23 protein-coding genes are annotated in these 23923 nt (G+C 66.2%); 9 read left to right on the top strand and 14 right to left on the bottom strand.

Going from position 1 to position 23923, the window contains the following annotated elements:
* From ERC79_RS19890 to ERC79_RS19865, 6 genes are all read right to left on the bottom strand, one after another.
* Positions 1-1026, bottom strand: coding sequence for a TIGR03617 family F420-dependent LLM class oxidoreductase (locus tag ERC79_RS19890; protein ID WP_131580109.1), 1026 nt, complete (start codon positions 1024-1026; stop codon positions 1-3).
* Positions 1027-1035: 9 nt separating this feature from the next.
* Complete coding sequence (locus tag ERC79_RS19885) at positions 1036-1299, bottom strand: helix-hairpin-helix domain-containing protein (RefSeq protein WP_131580108.1); 264 nt, start codon at positions 1297-1299, stop codon at positions 1036-1038.
* Positions 1300-1308: 9 nt separating this feature from the next.
* On the bottom strand, positions 1309-2445 hold the full coding sequence (locus ERC79_RS19880; protein ID WP_131580107.1) for a 3'(2'),5'-bisphosphate nucleotidase CysQ: 1137 nt from the start codon (positions 2443-2445) through the stop codon (positions 1309-1311).
* Positions 2442-4286: an adenylyl-sulfate kinase gene (cysC, locus tag ERC79_RS19875; protein ID WP_131580106.1), complete on the bottom strand. Its 1845-nt coding sequence runs from the start codon at positions 4284-4286 to the stop codon at positions 2442-2444. The genes ERC79_RS19880 and cysC overlap by 4 nt, the downstream gene beginning before the upstream one ends.
* A complete protein-coding gene (cysD, locus tag ERC79_RS19870; protein WP_131581362.1) occupies positions 4286-5212 on the bottom strand; it encodes a sulfate adenylyltransferase subunit CysD in 927 nt (308 codons plus the stop codon). Before cysD ends, cysC begins: the two co-directional genes overlap by 1 nt.
* Positions 5213-5329: 117 nt before the next feature.
* Positions 5330-6292, bottom strand: coding sequence for a helix-turn-helix domain-containing protein (locus tag ERC79_RS19865; protein WP_131580105.1), 963 nt, complete (start codon positions 6290-6292; stop codon positions 5330-5332).
* Positions 6293-6384: 92 nt separating this feature from the next.
* On the opposite strand from ERC79_RS19865, the gene ERC79_RS19860 reads away from it, so the two are divergent.
* From ERC79_RS19860 to ERC79_RS19845, 4 genes are all read left to right on the top strand, one after another.
* Positions 6385-7551 (top strand): hypothetical protein, encoded by a 1167-nt coding sequence (locus ERC79_RS19860; RefSeq protein ID WP_131580104.1) that lies wholly within the window; start codon positions 6385-6387, stop codon positions 7549-7551.
* Positions 7552-7553: 2 nt separating this feature from the next.
* Positions 7554-8336, top strand: a complete 783-nt coding sequence (locus ERC79_RS19855) for an SDR family oxidoreductase (protein ID WP_131580103.1) — start codon at positions 7554-7556, stop codon at positions 8334-8336.
* A 25-nt stretch (positions 8337-8361) separates the two neighbouring features.
* Positions 8362-9525 (top strand): sulfotransferase, encoded by a 1164-nt coding sequence (locus tag ERC79_RS19850; RefSeq protein WP_131580102.1) that lies wholly within the window; start codon positions 8362-8364, stop codon positions 9523-9525.
* 170 nt (positions 9526-9695) lie between these two features.
* The gene (locus ERC79_RS19845) at positions 9696-11033 is read left to right on the top strand and encodes an alpha/beta hydrolase domain-containing protein (protein WP_242676654.1); all 1338 of its coding nucleotides are present in this window, start codon (positions 9696-9698) and stop codon (positions 11031-11033) included.
* A 49-nt stretch (positions 11034-11082) separates the two neighbouring features.
* Here ERC79_RS19845 and ERC79_RS19840 read toward each other — a convergent pair whose 3' ends face one another.
* Positions 11083-12006 carry an alpha/beta fold hydrolase gene (locus ERC79_RS19840; RefSeq protein WP_131580100.1) on the bottom strand — a complete coding sequence of 308 codons (924 nt, stop codon included), beginning with the start codon at positions 12004-12006 and terminating at the stop codon, positions 11083-11085.
* A gap of 295 nt (positions 12007-12301) precedes the next feature.
* On the opposite strand from ERC79_RS19840, the gene ERC79_RS19835 reads away from it, so the two are divergent.
* Entirely contained in the window at positions 12302-12931 is a 630-nt protein-coding gene (locus tag ERC79_RS19835; protein WP_242676653.1) for a helix-turn-helix domain-containing protein, read from the top strand.
* Between the two features lie 112 nt (positions 12932-13043).
* Here ERC79_RS19835 and ERC79_RS19830 read toward each other — a convergent pair whose 3' ends face one another.
* Positions 13044-13877 (bottom strand): alpha/beta fold hydrolase, encoded by an 834-nt coding sequence (locus tag ERC79_RS19830; protein ID WP_131580098.1) that lies wholly within the window; start codon positions 13875-13877, stop codon positions 13044-13046.
* Positions 13878-13991: 114 nt separating this feature from the next.
* Between ERC79_RS19830 and ERC79_RS23210 the strand changes: the two genes are divergently transcribed.
* Positions 13992-14141: a hypothetical protein gene (locus ERC79_RS23210; RefSeq protein ID WP_165497179.1), complete on the top strand. Its 150-nt coding sequence runs from the start codon at positions 13992-13994 to the stop codon at positions 14139-14141.
* A 143-nt stretch (positions 14142-14284) separates the two neighbouring features.
* Here ERC79_RS23210 and ERC79_RS19825 read toward each other — a convergent pair whose 3' ends face one another.
* From ERC79_RS19825 to ERC79_RS19800, 6 genes are read right to left on the bottom strand one after another with little or no spacing between them, the layout of a single operon-like run.
* Positions 14285-15520 carry a TerD family protein gene (locus ERC79_RS19825; protein ID WP_131580097.1) on the bottom strand — a complete coding sequence of 412 codons (1236 nt, stop codon included), beginning with the start codon at positions 15518-15520 and terminating at the stop codon, positions 14285-14287.
* Positions 15521-15558: 38 nt separating this feature from the next.
* Positions 15559-16431 carry an HAD family hydrolase gene (locus ERC79_RS19820; RefSeq protein ID WP_242676652.1) on the bottom strand — a complete coding sequence of 291 codons (873 nt, stop codon included), beginning with the start codon at positions 16429-16431 and terminating at the stop codon, positions 15559-15561.
* Positions 16428-17537: a cysteine protease StiP family protein gene (locus ERC79_RS19815; protein ID WP_131580096.1), complete on the bottom strand. Its 1110-nt coding sequence runs from the start codon at positions 17535-17537 to the stop codon at positions 16428-16430. Before ERC79_RS19815 ends, ERC79_RS19820 begins: the two co-directional genes overlap by 4 nt.
* Positions 17534-18841 carry a phosphoribosyltransferase family protein gene (locus tag ERC79_RS19810; protein ID WP_131580095.1) on the bottom strand — a complete coding sequence of 436 codons (1308 nt, stop codon included), beginning with the start codon at positions 18839-18841 and terminating at the stop codon, positions 17534-17536. Before ERC79_RS19810 ends, ERC79_RS19815 begins: the two co-directional genes overlap by 4 nt.
* Positions 18838-19998, bottom strand: coding sequence for an HpcH/HpaI aldolase/citrate lyase family protein (locus ERC79_RS19805; RefSeq protein ID WP_131581360.1), 1161 nt, complete (start codon positions 19996-19998; stop codon positions 18838-18840). Before ERC79_RS19805 ends, ERC79_RS19810 begins: the two co-directional genes overlap by 4 nt.
* A gap of 29 nt (positions 19999-20027) precedes the next feature.
* Positions 20028-21221: a hypothetical protein gene (locus ERC79_RS19800; protein ID WP_242676651.1), complete on the bottom strand. Its 1194-nt coding sequence runs from the start codon at positions 21219-21221 to the stop codon at positions 20028-20030.
* Between the two features lie 166 nt (positions 21222-21387).
* On the opposite strand from ERC79_RS19800, the gene ERC79_RS19795 reads away from it, so the two are divergent.
* The 3 genes from ERC79_RS19795 (at position 21388) to ERC79_RS19785 (ending at position 23912) form a co-directional block, all read left to right on the top strand.
* A complete protein-coding gene (locus ERC79_RS19795; RefSeq protein WP_131580094.1) occupies positions 21388-21963 on the top strand; it encodes a TerD family protein in 576 nt (191 codons plus the stop codon).
* A 196-nt stretch (positions 21964-22159) separates the two neighbouring features.
* Entirely contained in the window at positions 22160-22738 is a 579-nt protein-coding gene (locus ERC79_RS19790; protein WP_131580093.1) for a TerD family protein, read from the top strand.
* A 58-nt stretch (positions 22739-22796) separates the two neighbouring features.
* Entirely contained in the window at positions 22797-23912 is a 1116-nt protein-coding gene (locus ERC79_RS19785; protein ID WP_131580092.1) for a DUF475 domain-containing protein, read from the top strand.
* Positions 23913-23923 lie beyond the last annotated feature (11 nt).

Genomic DNA, 23923 nt, shown 5'->3' with positions numbered 1-23923 from the left:
CTATCCGGCGCGCAACTCCGCGACCACCCTGGCCATCCGGCGATCATGCGCGGGATCCTCGGGCAGCGCGAGCGTGACACCGTCTGCGACACCGGCGAGTCGCTCGCGCACCACCACGGGAAGTTCGCCGTAACGCGCCGTCGGAACCAACTGCTCCAGAATCTCATCGGTGACGACGGATGGCAGTGCACTCCAGTCGTCCCGGCGAGCCATCGCGGCGAGCCGCGCCTGCAGGTCGCCGAGTCCGTACCGGTCGAGCGCGGGCCGATACGCCGGCGTGGAGTACAGGAATGCGAACAGTCGTCGGCGCCGTTCGCGCTCGGTGGCGACGTCGGCGTCGGTGAGGCCGGTGATCACCTGTAGGCCGGCCACGACCTCGAAGTCTGAGAGTGTGCGGCCGACAGCGGTCGCACCCGACTCGAGCGCCGGCCGACACTCCGTGCGCAGATACTGCGGATCCGAGTTGGTGGGATGGGTGAGCAGTCCGTCCGCGAGTTCCCCAGCGACAGCGCATATCCGACGCCCGACGCCGCCGAGGTAGATCGGCGGCGTCACCGTTGCGGTGTCGGGCCCCGGGTTGAAGTACGGCTGCATCCGGGTGAAGCGGTACCGATCCCCCTCGTATGGAACGAGTTCACCGGACCGGAAGGTGTCGAACGCCGCACGGACGACACCTATGTACTCGCGCATTCTGTCAGCGGGCGGGCTCCACGGCATTGCGTACCGTTCCTCGATGTTCTGCCGGACCTGGCTGCCCAACCCGAGGTGGAACCGGCCGCCCGACATCTTCGACAGATCCCATGCGGTGTAGGCGGTAAGCAGCGGGCTGCGCACGAAGGCGAGCGCGACCGAGGTGCGGACGGTAATCCGTCGAGTGGCTTGCAACGCGAGCAACGCGAGCAGGAACGGGTCGTGCACTGTTTCCGAGACGTGCAAGCCGTCGTAGCCGACGGCCTCGACGCGCTTCGCGTACGCGCCGACATTGCGGAGGTCGATCTGCGGGTCCGTGCCGGAGTAGACCTTCATCCGTTCGTTCTACAGCGTCTTCGACCCGCCGCCAGGTTCTCGTCCTGCTCGCGCGAACTCGAGCACCGCGTCGATCGCGGCCCTCGCCTGAGGACTGTTGCGCCAGCACGTCGATCCGGTCATGGCCGCACCGGCATCCAGGATCTCGTCGGAACCAACGGCACGCAGCGCGTCGAAGCTGTCGTGGCCCATCTCCTCGAGCCGTCGCACCACGGTCGGTCCGACGCCCTTCAATGCCAGCAGAGCCGCCCGTTCGTCGTCGTCGAATGCCACAGGGCGAGCCTACCTGGCAGTCCGGACACCCAAGTGTTGCGGCTCGATGACCGCGGTGATCGCGTCGATCTCTGCGCTAGGTATCGAGAAGTGCTCGGTGACCGCGACGGTGAGCGTGTCGCGGCCGGCCGTCATATCGAGCAGGAATCGTGCGACGACGTCCGATCCCCACTCTCGGAAGTCGAGATCGCGGACCGCGCTGATCGACCGGTACTGCTCTCCGGTTTCCAGCATCCCCCGGATCTCGTCACCGGAATCTCCTGTGCGCTGACCGTTCTCGTATCGGTGACAGTGCCGCGCGAGGCGAACCTTGCTCGTGTCGTGTGTGACGAGCGACATCACGTACTCCCGCGCCATTGCCACGCGGGGGCTGTCGACCGGTCCGCCGGACTCCTCGGCGATCCCGGCGAGGAGCGGGACCGCGAGGTCGCGACGGCAGATCAGGACGTCGGGCAGATACGGATGGACCTCGTTGTACTGCAACGGCGTTCCGTCTATCCGAGAACAGTGCAGGCCGGCCGCAAGCGCGACGCCCACCGGTGCTGCCGAGTCCCATTCCCACTGCCCACCTGCATGGACGTAGGCGTCGGCCTCGCCGCGGAGCACGGCCATCGCCTTGGCGCCCGCCGAGCCCATCGGGGCAACATCGGCGCCGACCCGCTCGGCCAGCGCGCCGATGAACTCCGGAGGACGGCTGTCACTCACCAGGATCAGCGGACGGGCGCGGTCCGAGGAGACAGCGCGGTCCCTGCCGCTGACGTACACCTCACCCCGAGCGGGCTGCGCGACGGCCGCCGCAACGATCCCCGCGCCGCGTTCCCACAGTGCGACATGTACCGCCCAGTCGGTGCGCCCGGCGAGTCCGTACTCGCGGGAGCCGTCGAGCGGGTCGATGATCCACACCCGCGGATTACCCAGGCGCGCCGCGTCGTCCGCGGATTCCTCGGAGAGCACGGCGTCGTCCGGGCGCTGTGCGGCCAGCCGCTCGAGCAGCAGCGCATTCGCAGCCTTGTCACCGCGCCGGCTCAGCTCCTTGGCTGCCGCCTTCTCGAGCGGGGCCTCCCCCAGTGCCCGGGACCGCAGTTCCACGAGCAACTCCCCCGCACGGGTGGCCAGCTCGGCCGCGAAGTCGGCATCGGTGCTCACAGGTTCAGATACTCCATGATCTTGGCGGCCTGCGCGACCGGATCGCCGTCCTCGGGCCGCAGCACCAGTTCAGCGCCCTCGGGCGCTTCGTAGGGGTCGTCGACGCCGGTGAAACCCGTGATCTCCCCGGCCCGCGCCTTGGCGTACATGCCCTTCGGGTCCCGCGCCTCACACTGTTCGATCGGGGTATCGACGAACACCTCGACGAACGGCAGCCCGGCATCGAGATGCTGCTGCCGAACCCGGTCCCGGTCCACGCGGTACGGGCTGATGAGCGACGCGACAGCCACCATCCCCGAATCGGCGAGCAACTGCGCGACGGCACCGACCCGCCGGACGTTCTCGGCGCGATCCGCAGCACTGAACCCGAGGTCTGCGTTGAGCCCATGCCGCAGGTTGTCGCCGTCGAGCCGGTAGGCGGGCACCCCCGCCGCGACCAGCCGGCGTTCGAGTTCCACTGCCACGGTGGACTTCCCGGACGCCGACAGCCCGGTGAGCCACACCGTGGTGCCGCGAGTAGCCCGCTCGTCGCGGGACACGGCTGCCGCATGCCAGACCACCTTGGATTCCTTGAGCGTCGGCCCGGTGATCATGCCGGCGGCGACGGTGTTGCCGGTCGAATCGTCGACCAGGATGAAGCTGCCGGTGACGCGATTACGCCGATAGGGGTCGAACAGCAGCGGCTGCTGGGTACGGAGCTGAATTCGTCCGATCTCGTTGAGCTTCAACGACTGTGCGGTCTCTTCTCGGTGGAGCGTATTGATATCGAGACGGTAGTCGAGGCGCACGATCTGCCCCTTCGTCGCGCGCGTGGTGTGCAGCACCGTGTACCGGGCGCCCTCGTCGAGCGTCGACTGCTCGGTGAGCCAGCAGACCATCGCATCGAGCTCCTGCCCGACGAGGGGACGATTGTTGGGCCGGCACAGAGTGTCGCCACGACTGACGTCCAGGTCGTCGGACAGCTGCACACACACCGCCGACGGTGCGAACGCCTCCTGAAGCGGGCGTCCGCCCGGCCCCCAGATCGCGGCGATTGTCGACGTGAAACCGGACGGCAGCGCGACGACCTCGTCGCCGGGCTTGAACACGCCGCTGGCGACGGTGCCGGCGTAGCCGCGGAAGTCGCGCAGATCTGCATCCGTCTGGCGCTGCGGGCGGATCACGTACTGAACGGGCAGCCGAGCATCGATGAGGTTGCGGTCGGACGCGATGTGCACCTCTTCGAGATGATGCAGCAGCGACGAACCCTCGTACCATGGCATGTTCTCGGTTCGGGAAACGATATTGTCGCCCCCGAGAGCCGAGACCGGGATGAACGTCAGGTCGTGGACGTCGAGTTTCGTTGCGAATTGACCGAACTCGTCCTTGATCTCGTCGAACCGTTCCTGCGACCAGTCGACGAGGTCCATCTTGTTGACGCACAGTACGAGGTGCGGGATGCCGAGCAGTGTCGACAGGAAGGCGTGCCGCCGAGTCTGCTCCAGCACCCCCTTGCGGGCGTCGACGAGAATCAGCGCAAGGTCCGCGGTCGAAGCCCCGGTGACCATGTTGCGGGTGTACTGCTCGTGCCCGGGAGTATCGGCGATGATGAACTTGCGATGCGGAGTCGCGAAGTAGCGGTGTGCGACGTCGATCGTGATGCCCTGTTCACGCTCGGCGCGCAACCCGTCGGTGAGCAGTGCCAGATCGGTGTGCTCGTCGCCGCGTTCGCGACTGCTGCGCTCGATCGCCTCGAGCTGATCTTCGAAGATCGACTTGGAGTCGTAGAGCAACCGGCCGATGAGCGTCGACTTGCCGTCGTCGACGCTACCCGCGGTGGCCACACGAAGTAGCTGCGGCATCAGAAGTAGCCCTCCTTCTTGCGGTCTTCCATCCCGGCCTCGGAGATCCGGTCGTCGGCGCGGGTCGCGCCGCGCTCGGTGATGCGGCTCGCGGCCACCTCGGTCACGACCTCGGCCGCGGTGCCCGCCGACGACTCGACGCAGCCGGTGCACGTCGCGTCGCCGACGGTACGGAAGCGGACCAGCGCCTCGTGGGGCTCCTCCCCCGGGAGCAACGTGAGGAACCGCGTGTGCGCCAACAGCATTCCATCGCGCTCGACGACGGGCCGGCGGTGCGCGTAGTAGATGGACGGCAGCTCGATGCCCTCCTCGAGGATGTACTGCCAGATGTCGAGTTCGGTCCAGTTCGACAGCGGGAACACCCGAATGTGCTCACCCTTGCGGTGCCGGCCGTTGTAGAGGCTCCACAGCTCGGGACGCTGTGCACGCGGATCCCACTGACCGAACTCGTCCCGGAAGCTGAACACCCGCTCCTTGGCGCGGGCCTTCTCCTCATCGCGGCGGGCACCACCGAAGACGGCGTCGAATTTGTTGTCCCGGATACCGCGCAGCAGTGCGTGGGTCTGCAGCCGGTTGCGGCTCGCGCGCGGGCCGCTCTCGTCGACGACACGTCCGGCGGCGATGTCCTCCTCGACGCTCGCGACGACAAGCCTCAGCCCCAGGCGGTCGACGGTGCGGTCGCGGAAGTCCATGACCTCATCGAAGTTGTGCCCGGTGTCGACGTGCATCACCGGCAGCGGCAGCGGCGCGGGCCAGAACGCCTTGGCAGCGACGTGCAGCATCACCACGGAGTCCTTGCCACCGGAGAACAGGAGCACCGGACGCTCGAATGTCGCGGCAACCTCACGAAAGATATGGACCGCCTCCGCCTCCAGCGCCCCCAAATGGGTCAGCTCGTAGGCCGGCGGGGAATGCAGCATGCTCATCTGCAGCTCACTCTCGAGTTCGGTACACATTTGTACCGAGGTGGTTCGAAATTGAATTCTGCGCCGAGAATAGAACGCGTTCCATGCCGTGGTCAATGACTCCCGCCCAGCAGACGGTCAAACGCGGGTGCGCATCGGATGCCTACCCCCGACTGCCGCGGTCACCGCATCGGCCGCCGCGGTCAGTGCCGCAGCGCGCCGATCGATCTCGGCGCGACCGATGGTCGCTCCCACATAGATGGTCAGCACCAGCGCCTGTTGACCCTCGGCATCGTAGGTCGGCGCCGCAATGAGATTGACCGGATGCTCGCCCTCGTGATCATCGCGCGCGAGGTACACCCGCTCCCCGAGGCTCGAGACCACCTCACCCAGCAGTTCCCGGACCTCGGGTGGCAGGTCGTGCGTCGCGACGCCGGCCATAAGCGAGTGCAGCCGCTGCCCGACGGTCGTCAGCGTCTCCACCAGATAGCCCGCGTCCCGGCACTCGTCGACGACGCGCCGTAGATGGTCGCGGTCGAGGCGCACCGGCAGCGCGGGTTCGCGCCGTAGCCACGCCTCGAGCCCCTCGTCGCTGCCCCACAGCACATACATCAGACCCACCGGCGGCGCGAACGGATACACCTGTCCCACCTTGGCCCGCGTGGGAGCACCGGGCACCGCCGTCACCTCGAGCACCGTGATCTGGTCGCCGACCACTGTCGATGCCGTGCAGGTTGTCCCGAACTCCGCGGTGATCCGCTCGAGCTGTTCGCGCGCAATGGGTCCCATCGCGAACCCGTGCTGGGCGGCGCGTCCCGCGGCGATCAGTGCCGGACCCAGGCCGTACAGCTTGGATGCGCCGTCACGGGTGAGGTAGCCGGCGGCGACGAGCGCCGACAGGATGCCGAGGCAGGTCGGTTTCGAGATATCCAGCGCGCGGGCGAGTTCCGAGAGCCCGAACCGCTTGTCCGGCCGGGCCACGAGGTAGTCGAGCACCTGGACGACGCGCTCCGTCGGTGGAGACTTCCGGCCCCGCGCACCGGCGCCGTCGATATCTGCGCCGGCAGCCGAGTCCGCCGCACCGGATTGTCGCGAATTCATTGACCACCCCTTGGAACACGTTCTATGGTCGGATCATCATCAGGTCTACCACACAGGTACATATTTGTACCATCGGACGCGAGGAGTCTTCAGTGCTGACCGATCCCCTGACCGCGGCCATCGCCAAGGCCGAGAAGCTGGTCGAGAGCGCCCCGCACATCCGGACCGAACAGGATCTTCTCGAGGGCTACCAATACCTGGCCGGCGGAATCCTCGCCACAGTCCATGCGGCCTGGGCCACGGAGAAGACGCACCCGAACTTCATCCAGGGCACCGGCCCCTTCACGAAGATGGGCCTCGACAACCCCGACACCATGTACTTCGGTGCGCGCATCAACGATGACGCCGAGTACAAAGTGACCGGACGACGCGGCAGCACAGTCGATCTCAGCTTCCAAGTGCTCAGCGGCAACTACACCAACTCCAACGTGCCGGGTAGCGAGATAGCCTTCGACGACCGCGAACTGTACATCGAGGAGGACGGCTCATTCGTTGCCTGGTTCGGTCCCGGGCCCGCGAACGACCGCACCAACTACTTCACCCTCGCCCCCGGTTCGACGCAGCTCGTGGTTCGCGAGGTGTACAACGATTGGACCGAGCAGCGCGGCACAATCCGGATCGAACGCGTCGACGTCGCGGGCACTCCGCCGCCGCCGCTCACCCGGGAGGAGACCGAGAAGCGTTTCGCCCGCGCCGGCCGCGCGCTGGTGAGCCGGGTCAAGACGTGGCTCCAGTTCCCGGAGTGGTTCTACCTGAACCTCCCGGTCAACACGATGGTCGAGCCGCGACTGACCCCCGGCGGCCTCGCGACGCAGTATTCGTCGGCTGGCCACTACGAGCTCGCCGACGATCAGGCGATGATCATCACCGTTCCGGCAGCAGACGTCCCATACCAGGGCTTCCAGCTGGGGAGCCTGTGGTACATCTCGCTCGACTACATCAACCACCAGACTTCGCTCAATGCGAGCCAATCGCAGATCGATCCGGACGGGAACATCCGGCTCGTGATCAGCGAACGCAACCCCGGTGTCACCAACTGGATCGAGACGCTCGGCCATGCCCGCGGGTACCTCCAGTTCCGGTGGCAGCGGGTCTCTCGCGAGTTGTCCGCCGCCGACGGGCCCACCCTCGAGGTCGTCTCGCTGGATGAGGTTGCCTCGAAACTGCCGTACTACGAACAGAACAAGATCACGCCGGAGGACTTCGCTGCCCGTATCGGGGCACGCCAGGCCGCCGTCGCCAACCGGATGCTGGGGTAGACATGACAAATCTGTTGCAGGACAAAGTGGTAGTCATCTCGGGCGTCGGCCCCGCACTGGGCCGAACGCTCGCGCTACAGTGCGCGGGTGCCGGTGCCGATCTGGTGCTGGCCGCTCGCACACAGTCCCGACTCGACGAGGTGGCGAAGGAGGTGACCGACCTGGGTCGCCGGGCCGTCACGGTGTCCACCGACATCACCGATCAGGCCTCGGCCGAGAACCTGGTATCGGCGGGCCTCGAGGCGTACGGCCGAATCGACACCCTGGTGAACAACGCATTCTCGATTCCATCGATGAAGCCGCTCGAGCGCACCGACTACCAGCACATCCGTGACAGCATCGAGCTGACGGTGCTGGGCGCACTGCGACTGACACAGCTGTTCACGCCCGCACTCGAGCAGACCAACGGGTCGATCGTCAACATCAATTCGATGGTGTTGCGGCACTCTCAGGAGCGCTACGGCAGCTACAAGATGGCCAAGGCCGCACTCCTGGCCATGTCCCAGTCCCTGGCCACCGAACTCGGCCCCAAGGGCATTCGAGTCAATTCCGTTGCACCCGGATACATCTGGGGCGACACCCTGAAAAAGTACTTCGCGCACCAGGCCGAGAAGTTCGGTACGACCGTCGAGCAGATCTACGAGCACACCGCGGCCGGTACCGACCTCAAGCGGCTACCGGAAACCGAGGAAGTCGCGGACGCGGTGATCTTCCTCGCCTCCTCGATGGCGAACGCCATCACCGGGCAGTGCCTGGACGTCAACTGCGGCGAGTTCCACCACTGAAGGCCGAAAGGGTTACGCGAGCAACATGACTGAAAGTACCCGACCCGATCGCACCACGGTCGGCACCGTCGAAGACCTACACGCGTCCGCGACCAGGATGACCGGCCTCACCGACTTCGGCGTCGACGACTACACCGAGGCCCTCGGCGTCCTGCTCGACTCGTACGCCCAAGACGAGGATCTGACCCCGTTCGGCAGCAAGATCTCCCGCGTCTTCCTGCGCGGTGCGCTGGTTGCCCGGCTGCTGTCCGAGGCCGCATGGAAACAGTTCCCCGAGCACACCGCCGTACCGATCGATCGCCCGATCTTCGTCACCGGGCTGCCACGTACCGGCACCACCGCGCTGCACCGCCTACTGACGGCCGATCCCGCGCACCAGGGCCTCGAGATGTGGCTGACGGAGATGCCACAGCCGCGACCGCCGCGCGATACATGGGGCGCCAATCCCGTGTTCCAGAAGATCGAGGCCACGTTCAGTCAGCATCACGTGGACCACCCCGAGTTCATGGGCGTGCACTACATGTCGGCCGGCGAGGTCGAGGAGTGCTGGCAACTGCTGCGTCAGACATTCAAGTCGGTTTCTTACGAGTGCCTGGCGAACCTGCCGACCTATTCCCAGTGGCTGCAGGGCCAGGACTGGACCAACGCATACGCCCGACACAAGAAGAACCTGCAGCTGATCGGCCTACCGGACCGGGACCGGCGGTGGGTGCTCAAGAATCCCAGCCATCTGTTCGCACTCGACGAGTTGATGGCGGTGTACCCCGACGCGCTGATCGTGCAGACCCACCGGCCGCCGAGCACGATCATCCCATCGGTGTGCAGCCTCGCCGAGCACGCTACCGAGGGCTGGTCGAACAAGTTCCGCGGTGACGTGATCGGACGCAGCCAGCTCGACCTGTGGGCACGCGGGCTCGAGGACTTCACGGCGGCACGGGTCAACTACGACCCCGCGCAGTTCATCGACGTCGAATACGGCGACTTCGTCGGTGATCCCCTCGGGACCGTCGAGAAGATCTACTCCCACTTCGCAATTCCGATGTCCGAGCCGGCGCGCCGGGCCATGACGGATATGCACGACGAGAGCCGCTCCGGCAGCCGCAAGCCGGCCCACCGGTACACGCTCGAGGAGTATGGGCTCACCGCCGGAGAGGTCGACGAGCGGTTCGGAGACTACGCGGTGGGCTGAACCGAGCAAGATCCCACCCAACGAGACACCGTTGTGACTATAGACACACTGTCGGGCTAAGTTGCATACATGGGGCCTGCAACGGCGCAGACCCCTGTCAGAGAGGCTCGATCCGCATGTTCCTGCACGCACGAAGTTTTGGCAACGACCGCAATCGGATCCCGGACGGGATGCACGGGTCACCAGGGACATCGACGTCAGTCGATTTGGCGGCGGCAGGCTACAGCGAACGGGAATTCTTCCTCAGCGGCACCGCGACCGCATACCGAGAGGATGGGGCCTGGGACTCCGACGGCAGCTGGGCGGTGACCGAGGCCGGGCAGGCCCCGTACCGCACGCGCCTCCTGGTCCGTATGCCGAAGGACCCGGGCCGCTTCAACGGCACCGTCGTCGTCGAGTGGCTCGACGTGAGCGGCAACGTCGATACCGACGTCGACTTCGGATACATGTACCCGGAGTTGCTGCAGGGCTACGCCTGGGTGGGCGTCTCCGCTCAGGCGGCCGGTGTCAACAGCACCGGCGGCAGCCCTCTGGGGCCGAACGTCGTCGGACTCAAGGCCTGGGATCCGCAGCGCTACGGTCCGCTGCATCATCCGGGCGATGCGTACTCGTACGACATCTTCTCCCAGGCCGGTGCCGCGATCCGCGCACCCCGCGGCGCCAACCCGCTCTCGGGTCTGGTGGTGGAGAAGCTGCTCGCAGTCGGACAGTCGCAGGCCGGCTTCCGGATGCTCACCTATGCCAACGCCATCCAGCCCTCGGCCCGGATCTTCGACGGCCTGTTCATCCACGGCCGCGCCGGAGCAGGTGCTCCGATCGGCGACGCCACACTCGACGGACCGGGCGGCCCGACGGGCATCGCCCCCGCGCGTGTACGCACGGATCTCGAGGTGCCGGTGTTCCAGGTGGTCACCGAGACCGACCTGTTCGAGCTCGGCGGCGGTCCCGGACCACACTCGTTCGTCGCGGCTCGCCAGCCCGACACCGAGCGCATCCGTACGTGGGAAATTGCCGGTGCCGCCCATTCCGACGCGCACTCGCTGCGAATCCTGCACCCGCAGTACACCGCCCAGTTCGGGGCGATCCGGGAGCTGAGCACGCTGATCCCGATCGTCAATGACGGACCGCAGAGCCAGGTCGTGTCGGCGGCGCTGCGCGCGCTACGGCACTGGGTAGTCGACGGCGTCGCACCCGCATCCGCCGATCCGATCGAGACCACCGCGGACACTATCGTCCGCGACCGCTTCGGCAACGCGCTCGGCGGCGTCCGCACTCCGGATGTCGACGTGCCGGTCGCAACTCTCACCGGCGAGACCGTGCAGGTGCCGAACAACGGGGCGACCGTGCCCCTCGACACCGAGACGCTGGCCGTGCTCTACCCGGATCAGGATACGTACGTGACTCAGTTCTCCGACGCCACCGACCGTGCAGTCACCGCGGGATTCCTGCGATTCGAGGACGGACGTGCCCTGATGACCAAGGCACGAAGCCGCGGCATCGGCAACTGACCGGTCCCGGTCGCGGTGGCGAGTCCGCCTCAGCCGACGATCGCTCGGCCTATGGCTTCGACGAGGCCGTCTCGCCACCACCGGCCAGTTCTGCCGCCCACCAAGTCACGATGGCTTCGCTGAACTCTGCTGGCGCGTCGGATTGCAGGAAGTGGCCGACTCCGTGGAGCACCTTCGTGGTGTGGTTAGGGAAGATTGCTTCGAATCGCTCACGGTATTTGTCGGTGAAGATCGGGTCCGCCTCGGCCCACACGATCAGCGTGGGTAACTTCGCGAGAGTGCTGAGTCGGCCCGCAAGATCGGTGAAGAACCCACGAGCGCCGACGATTTCACTCGGAAGTGCTGCGCAGGGTCGTCGGCGCTCCGGCGTGGGCATAGCCTCGCGGTAGTGCGCCATCTCAGCTCCGGATAGGTTCCGGCGCTTGTGCGCTGACGGGATGTAGTAGTTGACGAACAGGTTGAACCGCCGAATCAGCGCGCGTCCGATGGGGTTCCCTACGCCGCGTGAGAACAGTTCGCTGGACAGGTCACCGTTCAATGGCCATGCCCAGGTATTGGAGAGGACGAGGCGTTCGAACTTGTCCGGCCGTTGCTGGGCAGCGTACAAGCCGAACGGACCTCCCCAGTTGTGGCCGACCAACGTCAGCCGCGAGAGTTCCAAGCGGTCGAGGAAGGACACGAGTAGCTCTGCGTGGTCGCGAGCCAGGTACCGATAGCCGGGCGCACCGGTGGACAGGCCGAATCCTGGAAAATCCACGGCGATGCACCGGAACCGGCCCCGCAAGGCTGCAATGACGTCGCGGTAGACGAAGGACCAGACCGGATTGCCGCTCAGCAACAACAGGATCGGCCCCGAACCCTCGTCCACGTAGTGCACGACGTTCCCGTCCAGCTCCACGAAGTGGCTTTCGAATGGGAACAACTCGTCGTCCACCCACGCCGGACGTTCACCAGAAGCTTGTGCGGTCGCCATGCTCCGATCCTCCCCATTTCTTACCATTCTCAAGTTGACTTGTTCTTCTCTAGTCCACAATCAAACATGAAGTAACAGACGGGAGAGGCCGAATGGGCGAACTACTCGACGACGTCCTGACCGCACACGGCGGCGCTGAACGCTGGCAATTTGTTTCAGCGATCACAGCGCGGGGACATTTGGACGGTCTGCTGCCCATACACTTCCCCGAGTTTTCCCCCGGCCGATGCTCCTGGCGCTCGACTTCGACAAGATCGAGATCGAGCGCTGACCGATGGGAGACAAGGAGAACAACATGGCAATCAAGCGGTCATACGGACAGTACTGCGGCTTGGCGCGGGCGCTCGACGTCGTGGGCAACCGGTGGAGCCTGCTCATCGTGCGCGAGCTACTCCGGGGACCGGCCCGCTACGGGCAACTCCAGGAAGGCCTGCCCGGGATCTCCACCAACCTGCTGACCGATCGCCTGCGCGAACTGGAGGAAGCCGGCGTGATCCGGCGCCAGCTTGACACCGATAGCAACGGCATCGCCTACGCTCTGACCCCCTGGGGCAGCGAACTACGCGGCGCTGTCGCGGCGCTGGTGAACTGGAGCACGCCGCTCATGGTTTCCGGCCCGGGTGGCGACAGCGTCCGCACTCATTGGTTGGTGGTTGCGCTCGAGTCACTGTTGGACGGCAAGCGAGCCGAGGTACCGGCGACCGTCGGCGTGGAGGTCGACGGCACGACCCTGACGGTGCGGGTCGACGAAACGGGAACCCACGTCGCGCTCGACGTCGATGGGCAACACCAGACCGTCCTTCGCGCAGAACCAACGGTGGTGCTTGGCCTTGCGTCAGGAATGCTGACCGTCGAGCAGGCGATCGCCGCGGGCGGACTCCGTGGCGACAAGCAGGATCTCACCACGGTTTTCGGAGCCGACTGACCGACCCTCGGCTTCCACTCGGCATGTGCGGTGATCGGCCGGTGCGGAGTACTCGATCGATTTCGGGACGCGCCTCCACCGTCATGCGCCCTCGGGGGCACCTCCGCCAGGCTCATCGGAGGTGCGCACCGAGCAGCGCGTCGACCTGCTCGGGCGCTTCCTCCGGAATCCAGTGGCTGACCCCCTCGAGGGTCTCGAACGTATACGGCGCGTCGACGAAACGTGCGGCTAGACGAGCCCCGACCGGGCCGAGCGCGATGTCGCCGTCGCTCCACACGTACAGCGTGGGCACGCGGACCTTGGTCGCATTCGCACCGGGCCTCGTGAACGCCATCGCCCGGTACCAGTTCAAACCCCCTCGCGCCCGGCTGCGATCGCGCATCGCCGCAAGGTCTCGGTCGGCGGCAGCTGCGGCCATGCCGCTCGCGATCAGGTGACGTCGGGCAAACCCTCCCGATGCCAGCGCGCGCTCCGGAAGCAGCGGCAACTGGAACACGAACATGTACCAGGACATACGGATCTGCTTGCTGGTCAGCAGCGCACGGACGAACGCCGCCGGGTGCGGCACCGACAACGCGGTAAGAGTTCGGACCAGATCTGGTCGCTGTGCGGCGATCGTCCACGCAACAGCCGCACCCCAGTCGTGTCCCACCACATGGACCTGCCCGACACCGGCACATTCGATCAGCGCGACGACATCCGCCGTGAGCTGCGCGGACCGGTAGGCCCATCGTGAGCGGGGCCGTGCCGCGGGCGAGCAACCACGCTGATCCGGTGCCAGAGTGCGGAATCCGCGCGTGTGCAACAGCGGAGCCAGTCCGTCCCACGATCGGGCGTCCTGCGGGAACCCGTGCAGCAGGACTACCGGCGTCCCGTCGAGCGGCCCCTCGTCACGGACGTCGAACGTCAGACCGTCACGGCTGTACGACGAAATCCGGCCGCTCACTTGGGTCGCCCCCTCACTCAGTTCTGAGTGACCTCACGCTATGGATATTCGGCGGAGCAGTCAACGACATGCGAGTTGTACAAACGTCCAGGAAATTCTGCGCGAATCCGGCACATGCCTGCTAGCTTTACGGCCAGTGGCGTCGGGCCACACCCCACATCGAACCAGAGGACAAACATGGGTTCCTTCTCCACCATCAGCGCCGTCATCGACATCGTCAAGACCATCCTGCCGATCATCCAGCAGCTGAGCTCGATGAGCTGATCCCCGCGCGGACACCGACGGGCCGGACTCATGGGAGTCCGGCCCGTCGGCCTGTCCGGGGCCACTGAAAACACTCTGGTGAGCAGAATCCGCCTACGTCGTCATCCCGGCGTCGCACCGCCTCCGCGGCAATGGGATCCGAATCAATCGTTCAGGAATCGACCTAGGTGGGGAACGGCCTTCTTCGCGGTCTTCGCGTTGAGGCCCTCCCCGATAGCCTGCAGCTTCCACTCGCCGCCCTGCCGGTACACCTTGGCCATAGCGACAGCGGTGAAAGGCATGCCGCCCTGAAGGGTGAATCGTGCCAACTCGGCCCCCTGCGGCGAGTCGACCAGTCGACAGAACGCGTTGGCCACCTGCTCGAAGGTCTGCCCCCGATAGGAAGTGACAACGAAAATGATGGCGGTGATCTTAGAGGCGACGCTGGGTAGGTCGACGGTGATCACTTCGTCGTCGCCGTCGCCGTCTCCAGTGAGATTGTCGCCGGAGTGCACGACGGCGCGGTCGTCCGACTCGAGCGCACCGTAGTAGACGATGTCGGCGACCTGACTTCCGGCGAACATCACGGCCGAAGCATCCAGGTCGATGCTGGACGAACGTGCGCCGAATCGTCCTCGGCTGCTCACCGGATCCCAGCCCAGCCCCATCCGGATGTGGGTCAGTGCGACACCGCCGTCCTTACGGAGAGTGACCTTCTGCCCCTTGCTCAGATTCACCCGCTTCTGCTTGGTGAGGCTGATTTCGGGGGCATCCGGCACCGCGGCGGGCGCGGTATGGGTACCGGCGGTGGCGCCGTTGGAGGATCGATGCGGGGGCACTGCAGGCGGCGTCATCGTGGGTGCGGAGCCGGTCGACACCGGTGTGGGGGCGGGCGCGTCGTCAACGGACACACCATGATCGGTCACCAGCGCTGCGAACCCGCCGGCATATCCCTGGCCGACGGCACGTACCTTCCACGCCCCCTGGCGTCGATACAACTCGAGCGCAATGACGATCGATTCGGTATCCAGTCCTTCGATGCGGTACTCGTACAACACATTCCCGGCCGTATCGGAGACCAGGGCAGTCGGCGGTGCCGACCGGCCGAAACTGCTCGCGGCGTCGTCGAGGGTGATGACAGCCCGCACCTGCTCCACGTCTGCCGGGATCGCCGACAGCGTCACCGCAAGTTCGGCGGCCTGCCCCGTAGCCCCGGGCTGCAGACGCACACCCGGCCCCGCCGGCTGGTTGAAGAAGACGAAGTCGTCATCGGACCGGACCTTGCCCGCCGCGGTCACCAGCAGAGCGGACAGGTCCGCGGCCGCGGTGAGGACGATCGAGACGACGACATCGTTCACGGACAGGGCTGCATTCTGGCCCTTGGTGAGCTGTTGGGGCACGGCAATCATCCTTCGCTGCTGGACAGTACGGAACTCGGTCAGATGTGGGCGCCGGCTGGCAGGTTCTGCCCAGCCGGCACAGCGGGATCCTTCTCGGCGTGCAGGAGGAACCAGCGCAGGATCTCCTCCCCCGCAGCGATTCCGCGCCTGTTCGTCACGGTCAGGTGCGGATGCTGCCAGTCGAGCGCGTCGAGTTCGCCGTGCCGCGGCCGGATCGCGGCGTCCGCGGCGGCGAGCATGTCGGCATCGAGCGCGCCGTCCCCGGCCGCGAGCGTCATCGCAACCTCGGCAATCGAGCCATCGGCAACCAGACGCCTGCGAACCTCGGCCACCGCGGAACTCTTCGACACCGCATCGGGCATGGTGTAGATCTTGCGGCCCTGCCGGGAGACGTTCCAGCCACGCGCACCGCACCACGTACCCCACTCGGCCAGGAAGTCGTCCGGCAGCGCCGCGAGATCGACCACCAGGTAGCAGAAGAGTTCGTCGGCGACCCGACAGTTGCGGACCCAGTCGTCACTGATCCTGGATCGCAGTGCGGTGGTGACCTCGTCGAGCCCTGCCCCTCGACTGCGGGCACTCTCGTCGATGCCGCTCCGCCAGCGGGGATCCGGGATACCGTCGACGAGGATGTTGCCGCCGTTGCTGGTGATGGCGTAGCGCCACGGGCTGCCAGGCAAGGCGATTCGCCGGAACTGTTCGATGGTACGAGTCGTGGTCGGTACCAGAACCGCCGTCCTGGCCACGGCTTGCAGCAGCCTCGCACCGGTCACAGTGACGAACGACAGCGGCGCGCCGTCATAGTGTTCGACGCACTGCAGGTCGGACTCGGCTGTCGTCGGCTCCAGGTCCATCGCGGCCCGCGAGTAGATCATCGTCCGGTCGAGGTCGGTCGCCACGAGAATGGTCATGTGATGTCCTTGATCAAGCCCATACAGGAATACGCGAGGTCGGGCACGACCTCGACCGGGACACTGCGGGCATCCGCGAGAAGCCGAATATGGGCATGTTCGGGCGCATCGAGATCTCGCACCAGCACCTTCCACGGAACGCGACGCAGTAGCACCCGGGTGGTCTCCCCGACGCCCGGTTTGACGTAGTTGACCGTCGAGATGTCGTACCGCTGACGAATCTTCTCGACCGAAGCCCAACCTGCCCACGTCGGAGTCCGATCGCCGGACCGGATCGCGGCCACGTCACCCACGACCGCCGATTCCACGTCGGTGAATCTCTCTCCGATCGTGTCGAGCAAATTGTTGGAGACGTCGTCCTCGGCAAGTTCGCGGTAGAACTTGGCGCCGTGAAACTCGCCGGGCGCGATCAGCGAGTCGTTGAGGACGGTGCGCGAAACGAGTCCGGAGACGGTCGAGTTCAGACACGCGGACGCAATGAGGAAGTCGTCACGCGTGCCGTATGTACGCGCACACGCGCCCGGATCGGCCAGTACGGCAAGATCGGAATTGAACACCGGCCCACCCGCCGCGGCGTGGTCTGCCAGCGCGGTGTCGAGTTCCCGAGTGATCGCACCCTTGCCGGTCCAGCCGTCGACGAACACCACGGACGACGGATCATGATGGGCAGCAAGGTATTCCATTGCCGCGATGTCGATCCCGCGATCCCGGACAATCGACACCGCGTAGTGCGGTAGATCGAGACCGTGCATCCGCATTGCCCAGCGACGCATCAGAATCCCGATCGGGGTTCCAGCGCGCGCGAGGGAGACGAGCGTGATGTCGTGGCCCCGCTCCGCCAGTACGAGTTCGGTGACGGCACCGACCGCCCGGGCCAACCGCTCGGCGCTCTCGACCAGGACCTTGTCGAAGAGCTCCCGGTACTGCGCGTCCGGCTGGTACTCGATGGGCAGTGATTCCGCGTAGTGCGCGCGGCCCGACTGGATACGCCGTTCCCGTTCGGCGACATCGGCCTCGAGATTCACCGCCGACAGGTCCTTGAGCAGCCAGCGGACGTCGGCAGCCGGATACGAGCCGAAGTCGGGGCCGGTCAATGGCGCGGTCACACCGGATCCCGTCGGATGCGCGCCAGATGCCGGGGGTCGGTGGCCGGGACTACCACGAGCAGGACGTCGTTGCCCGCGGCCGTCAGGACATCGAGCAGCCCACCGTCGCAGCGCAGCCGGTCGGTGTCGGCGGGAGAGTCCGCGACGACCAGTAGAAGGGGACGCACCGTCGGATCGTCGGACCAGTAGGCGTTGTAGAGGTACCGCGGCGCTGCGTCGTCGGCCTCGGGTGCGACGAACATGTAGCCGCGGCGCAGGGGGTATCCGGGCTCATCGAGCACGTACGCCGGCGAGCGCGTAGTGGTTTGGAATCGCACCGCGAGCCCGTTCCGGGCCAGTTCCGAAGCCAGTCTCAGCGGCAGATACATCAGCTCTTCGTGGCCGATGACGATAATCGGGCGATCGGGATCGATGCGCGCCGCCAGTTCCGTCGCGGCCGCCGTGATCGCCGCGTCGAATCCCGCTGCGTCGGAATAGAGGAATCCGTGACGGCCGCCGTCCGGCACCGCCGCCGGCCAGGACAGCCCGACCACTTCGGACTCGCCGCGATTGCCGGACACCGGATTGAGGACCGGGTCCGGCAGGGCGACGACCCGCTCGATCAGTCCCTCAGGGAGGACGGTGTGACCGCTCGCGAGACTGACGAAGTCGATGGCGACACCGAGTTCGGCGGCAGCGGCGGCGGTCTGGTCACGATGGTGCCCGGTCCGCATGTCGACCAGCGCCGCAACGATGTATCGGCCGCGCGGATGGTGTGCGTGCAGGGCACGAATGGCGTCGACGGCCGTGGCGCCGGTGGAGATCTCGTCGTCAACCAGCACCATCGGGCAGTCGCTCGCCAGCAGGTCCGGCGAGGTGGGTTGCAGGAGGTGACTCGTCGCGTGGGAGTGCCCCTCCTCGAACCCAGCGACGGTCTCCGCTCCGGGCACGTCCCGCCGGGTCGAATGCAGATAGCACCGGGCTCTGATCCGGGTGGCGACGCAGTGCCCGAGTCCGGTTGCCGTCTCGGCGAATCCGAGGACGGTGGCATCGACCTCGGATTCGTGGCCGGCAGGTAGTGCCAGCGCGGCGAGAACCAGCTCGCCGAGTCGATCACCGGCGGCGATGACGTCGTCGGGAGCGGTGGGCAGATGCTTGCCGAGGACCGTCGAAACCAGCAGGTGCGCGCGGCGCGGATTGCGGCGCAGCCCGGGTTCGACTAGCTGTGAGGCGGTGTAGCCGGCGTCGGATTCCGAATGCCCGAGGGCGAGTCCGAACTCGCGTGTCGCCCACGGTTCGGCGACCGGAACGTCCGGGGCGGTCAACGCGCCACCAGCGCAGTCAGCAGGTCGACGAACGTCACACCCTTGTTGGTGACGCCGAACACCCTGGCGCGCCGCAGCGTTGCCTCGGCCCAATTCCGATGCGGGCGAACCTCGTTCATCTTGTTCTTGTATCCCGATGCCTGTACGCCGCCGTTGGCCCCGCTACCGAGGATGTCGAGCGCGTCATGGTATTCCTCGTGCGTAACGGCGGACAGCGCATGGACGGCTGCCACATGGGAGGGGTGGATGACCGTCTTGCCGTGAATGCCGTTCGCCCGATCCAGCGCGATCTCACGCAGCAACCCGTCGAGGTCACGGCTGACGAGTTGCTGCCGGAAGAGTACGGCGTCCTGCTCGACGAACGGAGTGGCGCGCAGCATCGGCCGGAACATCCGCTCATGGTCGGCGAAGTACTCCCACACCGGCCCTGTGATGACGAACCCGGTGCCGTCAGCACGACCCAGATAGTTCACGACGTCGGCGATGACGTCGACGACCACACGGACGTCGTAGATGGTGAGGTCCCGATCCCGGCGGATCCCGAACGTGCTGCACATGTCTGTCGCACCGATCCTGATCGCCAGGACGCGGTCGCGGTGCCGCGCAAGCAGTTCGCTGACCGCATGCAGTTCGACGTCGCGGCTCTGCCGGTGCACCAACTCCGGCGACTCGAGCACCGGCATCGCGTACAGATGCTTGCCGAGCCGGTCGGACGCTTCCGTGATCTCGTCGAGGAACGCGGCACCACTGTCACTGGTGAATTTCGGGACGACGAATCCGGTCAGCGCGACCACACCGGTGCTGAGCGCGTCCGTGATCGCCCGAATGTCGCCCGGCGTCCTGACCCGCACGAACAGCAACATGTTGGCCGCGACGGTTCCGGCCAGCTCGTTCAGCGCTGCGACTGCATTGGCCATACCCGCTTCGACTTCGTCGTCCGCGACGGCATCCTCGAGATCGAGGACCATCGAGCACACACCCCCGCCGGCACGGCGCAGGATCGTCGCAGTGAGGTCATCCCGCGTGGCAGGGACGTACAGGGTCGCACCGAGTGCGACGGCCAGCAGGTCCCGGTCCGCACTGTCGTCGAACGACTCGGGCCGATGCAGGAACAGCGCATCGGCGGTCTCGGCGTCAAGGTGATGGAAATGCCGCATCGCGCACGCGTCGGTAGTAGTCCCCCATGTCATGGTGTGGCGCTCTGCCCTCTCATGCGTTGCACAATTCCAGCGACGAACGTCGACACTGCATCGAGTTCGGTGATGTAGGCCCAATAGTCCGGATGTGTACCGGTCAGGCCATCGACGGCCCGTTCGATCCGGTCCACCTGAGCATCCAGAGCCGAACCCCACTCGGCGGCAAGCCCCGAATTGACTGCGAGCAGCTGGGCGTCCCGAAGCCGAAAGCGTACGGCATCGACCTTGGCCCGAGGTTCGGCGCGTACTTCACGCAAAAGCCGAAGCCTGTCGGTGACAGCAGCGACGACGCCCTCCGCATCCGAGAGCCTCGCCCGCACCCGCGCGGTCAGCTCCAATGCCAGGTCTGGGTCTCCCCCCACCAACGCATCCTTCGCCTCGGCGAGCAGCACTTCGGACTCGTCGATGAGACGGGCACTCTCCGTGTCGTTGCCGACGAGATCGTCCGAGCTCGCGGCATTGAACTCGCGCAGGATCGATGAGTACGCCGGACCGAGCTCTCCGGCCCGGTGCCGGACCGCAGCAATCCGGGTCGACACCGATGAGAGCGCCTTCTGCGCCTCGCGTTCCCGGTTCGGGGCTGCAGCCAGCGCGGATTCCAGCTCGGCTGCCGCGCTGTTGAGACGCGCTGCCGCATCACGGACACTTCGGACGTCGTCCTGCGCACGGGCACCGGACAACAAGAGCGAGGCCTCGTCGATCGCCGCAACGCCGGCCCGGACCGAGGAGTAACCCGCAAACTGTCCGACTGCCCGCTGCCGAGCAGCACTCCCAGCGGATTGGGCCTCAGCAGCGACCCGCGGAATGGCGGCGAGCAACGACGCTGCGTGCTCGAGGTGACCGCGATGGGCTTCGTAGAACTCGTCCACTCGGCGCGCAGCATCGACCAGCGAACGGGTCGTTGCTGTGAGGTCCACGGCTGCGACCCGATCGCGGTCGCCCGCCTCGCACATGGCCACGTACCGACCGCCTGCCTCATAGCATGTGTCGCGGACCGGCAACCACAGGCCCCGGAGGCCTTTCTCCGGAAAGAGCTGATTCGATGCCGAAACGGACGCCTCGGCGATACGCTGGCGGCCGTCCATGTCGAGGAACGCGGCGGTCATCGATTCGCGAGCACGGCGCACCGCCTCGTCCTCGTCGCGGGACTCTCCGAAGATCCGCCCCGACCATCTGCCGGCCACCGCTGCATCGTACTGGATTTGCCCAGATCGACGATTTGACGACCGGCGCGGCGGCACGATGTCGGCCCACCGCATATTGTGGTGTTGCACGATCCTGAAGTACGACATATCGGGCACGCGGCCGAAGGTTGGTGCCTGGATTCCACACCACTGAAAGGACTCCTCGATGGGCGTCAGCTTGACCAAGGGCGGAAACGTCTCCCTCACAAAAGAGGCGCCGAATCTCACCGCGGTTGCGGTCGGTCTCGGATGGGACGTGCGCAGCACCACCGGCACCGACTTCGATCTCGACGCCAGTGCGATCGCCGCGGGCGCCGACAAGAAGGTGGTCTCCGACCAGCACTTCGTCTTCTTCAACAACCTGCGCTCGCCCGACGGCTCGATCGAGCACGTCGGCGACAACACCACCGGTGAGGGCGAGGGCGACGACGAGGTCATCAACGTCGATCTCGCTGCGGTTCCGGCGAACATCGAGAGCATCTTCTTCCCGGTCTCGATCTACGATGCCGACACCCGCGCCCAGTCGTTCGGTCAGGTCCGCAACGCCTACATCCGCGTCGTCGACCGCGCCAACGGCAACGAGCTGGCCCGCTACGACCTGTCCGAGGACGCCTCGACCGAGACCGCGATGGTCTTCGGTGAGCTGTACCGCCACGGCGCCGAGTGGAAGTTCCGCGCGGTCGGCCAGGGCTACGCCTCCGGCCTGGCCGGCATCGCCCGCGACTACGGCGTCAACGTCTAGTCGTTCCGGCACGTTCGACCGATTCACCTGAACGTGCGGCCGCGGAATCCGGGCCAGGATCCCGCGGCCGCACGTCACAGGAACAGGAACTCCGACGAACCGGCAGTCCGGCCACGCTGCCCGGACAACATTTTCCTGCCCTCGGAGCGTCCTCGTTCCGCAGTCCGAAATCCGCTGCCTAAAGAGGAACCAGACCATGAGCGTCACGCTCACCAAGGGGGGCAACGTCTCCCTCTCGAAGCAGACCGACAACCTCACCACCGTTGCTGTCGGCCTCGGCTGGGACGAACGGGCCACCACCGGGGTCGCCTACGACCTCGACGCCTCGGCTCTGCTGACGGGCGCAACCGGCAAGGTCCTCTCCGATCAGCACTTCGTCTTCTACAACAATCTGCGATCGCCGGACGGCTCGGTCGAGCACACCGGCGACAACCTCACCGGCGACGGCGACGGTGACGACGAGGTCATCCATGTCGACCTGATCGCCCTGCCAGCCAACGTGACCAGCATCTTCTTCCCGGTCTCGATACACGAGGCTGATGCGCGCGGCCAGTCGTTCGGTCAGGTCCGCAATGCCTACATCCGCGTCGTCGATCGGAACACCGGAATCGAACTGGCCCGCTACGACCTGTCCGAGGACGCGTCCTCCGAAACCGCGATGATCTTCGGAGAGGTCTACCGCCGGGGCTCCGAATGGAAGTTCCGTGCCATCGGGCAGGGCTACGCCTCCGGCCTGGCCGGCATCGCCCGCGACTACGGCGTCAATCTCGGCTGACCGAGCCATCTACTGACGCCGGCCGTCCAGGTCGGCGACCCTACAGAACGGCCGCACAATGGTTCTACGCATTTTCGGCATCTCCATAGTCGTCACAGTGCTCTCTCTCATAGTGGCTGGGATCTACGGCGGCCCCGAAGCCGTCTTCCTGGTCGCGATCCTGTCGATCCTCGAAATCTCGCTGTCCTTCGACAACGCAGTGATCAACGCCACCGTCCTACAAAGGATGAGCGAGTTCTGGCAGAAGATCTTCCTCACCATCGGCATCGTGATCGCCGTGTTCGGCATGCGCCTGGTCTTCCCGCTGGTGATCGTCTGGGTCGCCTCCGGGCTCGGTCCGGTCGAAGCAATGCGACTGGCGCTCAATCCCCCCGCCGATGACGCCGCGTACTTCCCCGACGGCAGCGCGAGCTACGAGACGATTCTCACTGATGCACATCCGCAGATCGCCGCGTTCGGCGGCATGTTCCTGCTGATGCTGTTCCTGAACTTCATCTTCGAATCACGCGAAATCACCTGGCTCAGCTGGCTGGAGCGCCCGCTGGCCAGGATCGGCAAGCTCGATCAGCTCGAGGTCGTCGTCGCCGGAAGCCTCCTGCTGGCCACCTCGTTCCTGTTCGCCGACGACGAAAACCGTGCGACGGTCATGGTGGCCGGCGTGGCCGGCCTGATCCTCTACATCGTCGTCAACGGTCTGGGCGAGCTGTTCAACCTCCCCGAGGAGGGCGAGGAGGGCGAGCCTTCCCGCGGGCCGTCGAATCTGGCGAAGGCAACCGGCAAGGCCGGCTTCTTCCTGTTCCTCTACCTCGAGGTCCTCGACGCGTCCTTCTCGTTCGACGGCGTGATCGGCGCATTCGCCATCACCTCGGATCCGATCATCATCGCCCTCGGCCTCGGCTTCGTCGGCGCCATGTTCGTCCGCTCGATCACGGTCTTCCTCGTCCGGAAGGGCACCCTCTCGGAATACGTCTACCTCGAGCACGGCGCGCACTGGGCGATCGGCGCCCTGGCCGTGATCCTGCTCGTGTCGATCGGCGTACACGTGAACGAGCTGATCACCGGCCTCGTCGGCATTCTCCTCATCGGGGCCGCATTCATCTCCAGCCTCATCCGTAACCGCAAGGCCGGCAACGGAGACGAGCTCTCCGAGCGCACCCCCGCCGCAGTCGGCTGACCCGACTCGAA

Source organism: Rhodococcus sp. ABRD24, assembly GCF_004328705.1.
Lineage (GTDB): Bacteria > Actinomycetota > Actinomycetes > Mycobacteriales > Mycobacteriaceae > Prescottella.
Note: the sequence above shows the minus strand (reverse complement) of the source record. Positions and strands in the feature narration are given on the sequence as shown.